The organism is Saccharothrix sabaoui, from assembly GCF_051756985.1.
Lineage (GTDB): Bacteria > Actinomycetota > Actinomycetes > Mycobacteriales > Pseudonocardiaceae > Actinosynnema.
Genome location: NZ_JBPKJK010000315.1, coordinates 1 through 3,274, shown reverse-complemented (window position 1 = coordinate 3,274; position 3,274 = coordinate 1). Strand labels below are relative to the sequence as shown.

The 3,274-nt window shown below is 69.7% G+C and carries 2 protein-coding genes; one reads left to right on the top strand and one right to left on the bottom strand.

From position 1 onward, the window contains the following. Positions 1–2,278, bottom strand: a 2,278-nt coding sequence (gene mobF / locus ACR807_RS41450) for a MobF family relaxase (RefSeq protein ID WP_438927035.1), incomplete at its 3' end; no start/stop codon positions are given. 345 nt (positions 2,279–2,623) lie between these two features. Here mobF and ACR807_RS41445 point away from each other — a divergent pair. Then, positions 2,624–3,250 carry a hypothetical protein gene (locus ACR807_RS41445; protein WP_438927034.1) on the top strand — a complete coding sequence of 209 codons (627 nt, stop codon included), beginning with the start codon at positions 2,624–2,626 and terminating at the stop codon, positions 3,248–3,250. Positions 3,251–3,274 lie beyond the last annotated feature (24 nt).

Sequence of the window (3,274 nt, the reverse complement as noted above, 5' to 3'; positions counted from 1 at the left end):
TGTCGACCAGTTCCGGGCCGTCGACCAGGCGGTGGACGTGCCCGAACAACGAGCCCGCGCCGACGCCGCGCAGCTGGAGCTTGTCGCCGATCTCGATGACACGGGTGCCGGTCTGGGCTGCTCGCTGATAGAGCCGGGCCCGGTCGCGGTCGTCGGTGAGGTTGGCTTCGTCGACCACGAGCACGTCGACGCCGAGGAGCACCGTGCTGTCCGGGTCCTTGACGGTGCTCAGCAGCGAGGTCAGCGTCTTGGAGGGGATGCCGGATTCAGCTTGGAGGTTGCGGGCGGCGACGGCGGCGCTGGCCGCCCCCTGAATCACGTACCCGGCTGCCTCCAGGACCGTGCGCAGGGCGCGCAGCAGGGTGGTCTTGCCGGTGCCGGGGGCGCCGTTGACGGTGTCGATCAGGCGGCCGTCGGTGGCCAGGCGGGTCACGGCGGTGCGCTGCTCGTCGGAGAGCGGGTAGCCCTGGCCTGCCTCGACGGTGTCCAGGGCCATCTGCACCAGGTCCGGGTCGGTGACGCGGACCGGCGACTGGTCGGGGTGGCTGGCCTTCGCGGCGCGCAGGATGATCTTCTCGGCGTCGACGACGTCGGTGGTGGTGAACTGCTCGGCGTTGGCCATGTGCTGCGCGGCCAGGGACCGCTTCGCGCCCACCCCGTGCACCAGCTCCGCGCCTTGGGGCAGCCGGACGAAGTCCAGGTGCGCCAGGACCCGGTCGGTCATGGCCTCGATCTCCTCGGAAGATTCGTAGCCGCCGGGCATCGCGTCGGCGACGTGGCGCAGGGCGTCGGCGCGGGTGAAGCGTCGGCTGTGGGAAGTCAGCCCGACAGCCGGGTCGAGCAGTTGGCGCGCGATGGTCTCGGCGGTGACGACCGGCTCGGGTTCGGGCTGCCCGCCGTCTTCGGGTAGGTAACCGCCCGCGAGGACACGCCGCAGTTGCTCGGCGGGGTCGCGTCCGGCGGCCAGTTCCTGCCCTTGCCAGATGTCCTGGAGAGTGGCGTCCAGAGCGTCGATGTAGTCCCCTCGTGCCCGTCCCGGTGTGTGCTTGGGGCGGCGGGTCAGGCGGGCGGCGAGGTCCTGCTGGACCCGGGTCGCGGTCTGCGGGTCGTGTCCCAGATGGGTGAGCAGGGCGCGGATGTCGGTGTTGCGCTTGCTGAACTGCCGCAGTGTGGCATCGGGGATGCCTGCGATCTCCCAGCGTCCGGTGCGTTCGCTGCGGCGGTAGCGCACGCCGAACCGGGTGGTCATCTGGTAGCGGATCAGCGCGTGCACCATGTGCTGCACCACCGGGGCGTGGCGGATGAGGTCGCGGCCGCCGGCGGCGATGGTGCTCCACTTGCCGTCCTCGATACCGCGGGTCATGTTGGCCAGCGTGAGGTGGACGTGCCAGTGCGGATCACCGATGGGCATGCCCTCGACGGGCCGGGCGGTGCGTTCGACCATCGCCCAGCCCAGGAAACCCGTTCCCGGGACGGTGGCGGCGGTCTTGCCTTGGCCGTGTTTGCCGCGCATGCCGTAGGCGGTGCGGGTTTCGAGCCAGTCGAAGGTGCGCAGCACCTGCTGGAGGTACATCGGCTCCGCCTGCGCGGCAAGCTCCGGGGTGGCGATGGCCAGGAACACCGAGTCGCCCTTGGGGATGTCCACGGTGAGGTCGTAGGCGGCGTTGCCGGTGACGACCCGCCGCGGGACGCGCTTGTTGCGCGGCTTGCCGTTGCGGCCGGTGGTCTGGACGACGGTGAACAGGTTCGCCGTCGCTCGTGCGAAGGCTCCGGGCTGCCACACCTCGTCCGGTGCCAGTCCGACCGCGTCGAGGAGGAGACCGGCGTGGTCGGCGCGCAGGCGCGCGGTCTCGCCGTCGGCACGCCACACTCGTTCTACGGTGGCGAACATGTCGCGCAGCTTGCGCTCCGCGAGCACCTCCGACACCGGCACCCCGACTTGGGTGGCTATGCCGTGCACGGCGCGGACCAGTGGCGAGATCGGCAGCTTGGCGTCCTCGGGGACGGCCTTCTTGGGTTCCACCAGCACTTCGCCGGTGTGCGGGTGGCGTCCCGAGGCGAGGGCCCGTGCCCGGGGGAACTGGTCGCGGGTCAACGGGCTCAGTGGCGTGATGCCGACTTCGCGCAGCCCTTGGCCGATCCACAGCAGCGCCGAAGGACTGCCTTGCGGGTGTGTCGAGAGTGGTCGTTCGCGGTCGGCGCCGCTGCACGAGTCGAGTTCGCCGAGGCGGTAGTCGATCTCCACAGGGTTGAAGCCGATGGGCTTGACGTAGGCCAAGCGACTACCTCCCCACGCGGTGCTTCGGCGACGTCGCTGCGCGACCTGTCGCCTCTTCGGCTCTTGCGTGGGGGCCGAGATGACTACACCCGGGGCGTTGCCCGATGCGGAAACCTCGTGGATACCATAGTGCAAATTTGTTGATCTTGTAATGGCTTGTCGGTAGTTGGTGGGTCGGTGCCGACTTTTCGTTGAGCGAAAAGTACTCAAAGGACAGACGCGGTCGGGGGTGCCGTGGCCGTGTCTGTGCTGCTGTGGCAAGCGCGCTTTCTTCTGGAATTGTGGGGAATCGGCGTTTACGGTGGTGGTGCTCCCAGGGGGACTTTGTGACTGGAGGTCGGGGGCATGGCTGTGTCGGCGAAGGACATCGCTCGGCAGGTGGCGGAGGAGGACAGGCGGCGGGCGCGACTGCGGACGACGGCGATCCGGGATGTCGTGCGGGCCGCTGAGGCGGCCGAGGATGTGGAGCGCGGCAGCGACGAGCGGATCACGGGACTGCGGAAGCGGCACCGTGAGCGGGTTGCTGCGTTGCGCGAGCAGCTCGGGGAGGACATCGAGGCTGAGCGGGCGAAGAAGCAGATGGCTCGGGTGGGTCTGGCGGAGACGGTGACGGCGGCGCTGGAGGTGTTCGACGAGGTGGAGTTGGCGCGCTACACCGGGATGTCCGATCAGATGGTCGCTTCGCTGGTGCGTTTGGCGCGGTCGGCCTCGTCTGGTGGTGGGTCGGACGAGTCGGACGAGGAAACCGATGGTGCGGGCGGCGACGGTGAGGATGTCACCGAGGTGGGTGTCGATAGTGAGCCGGACGTGGTGGGCGATTCCGGCCGACTCGTGTCGACCGACGTGGAGCCGTCGGGCGATGACGGTCTCGGGAGTGCTCGTGCGGTCGGCGGGGGGCACCGCATTGGTGCGGGAGGCGTGGAGGTAGGCGGGGGTGAGTACCCGCCGCAGGCGGGTTCGATGTCGCCGTGAGGCGGTCGGGGGTGGGTGGGTGGG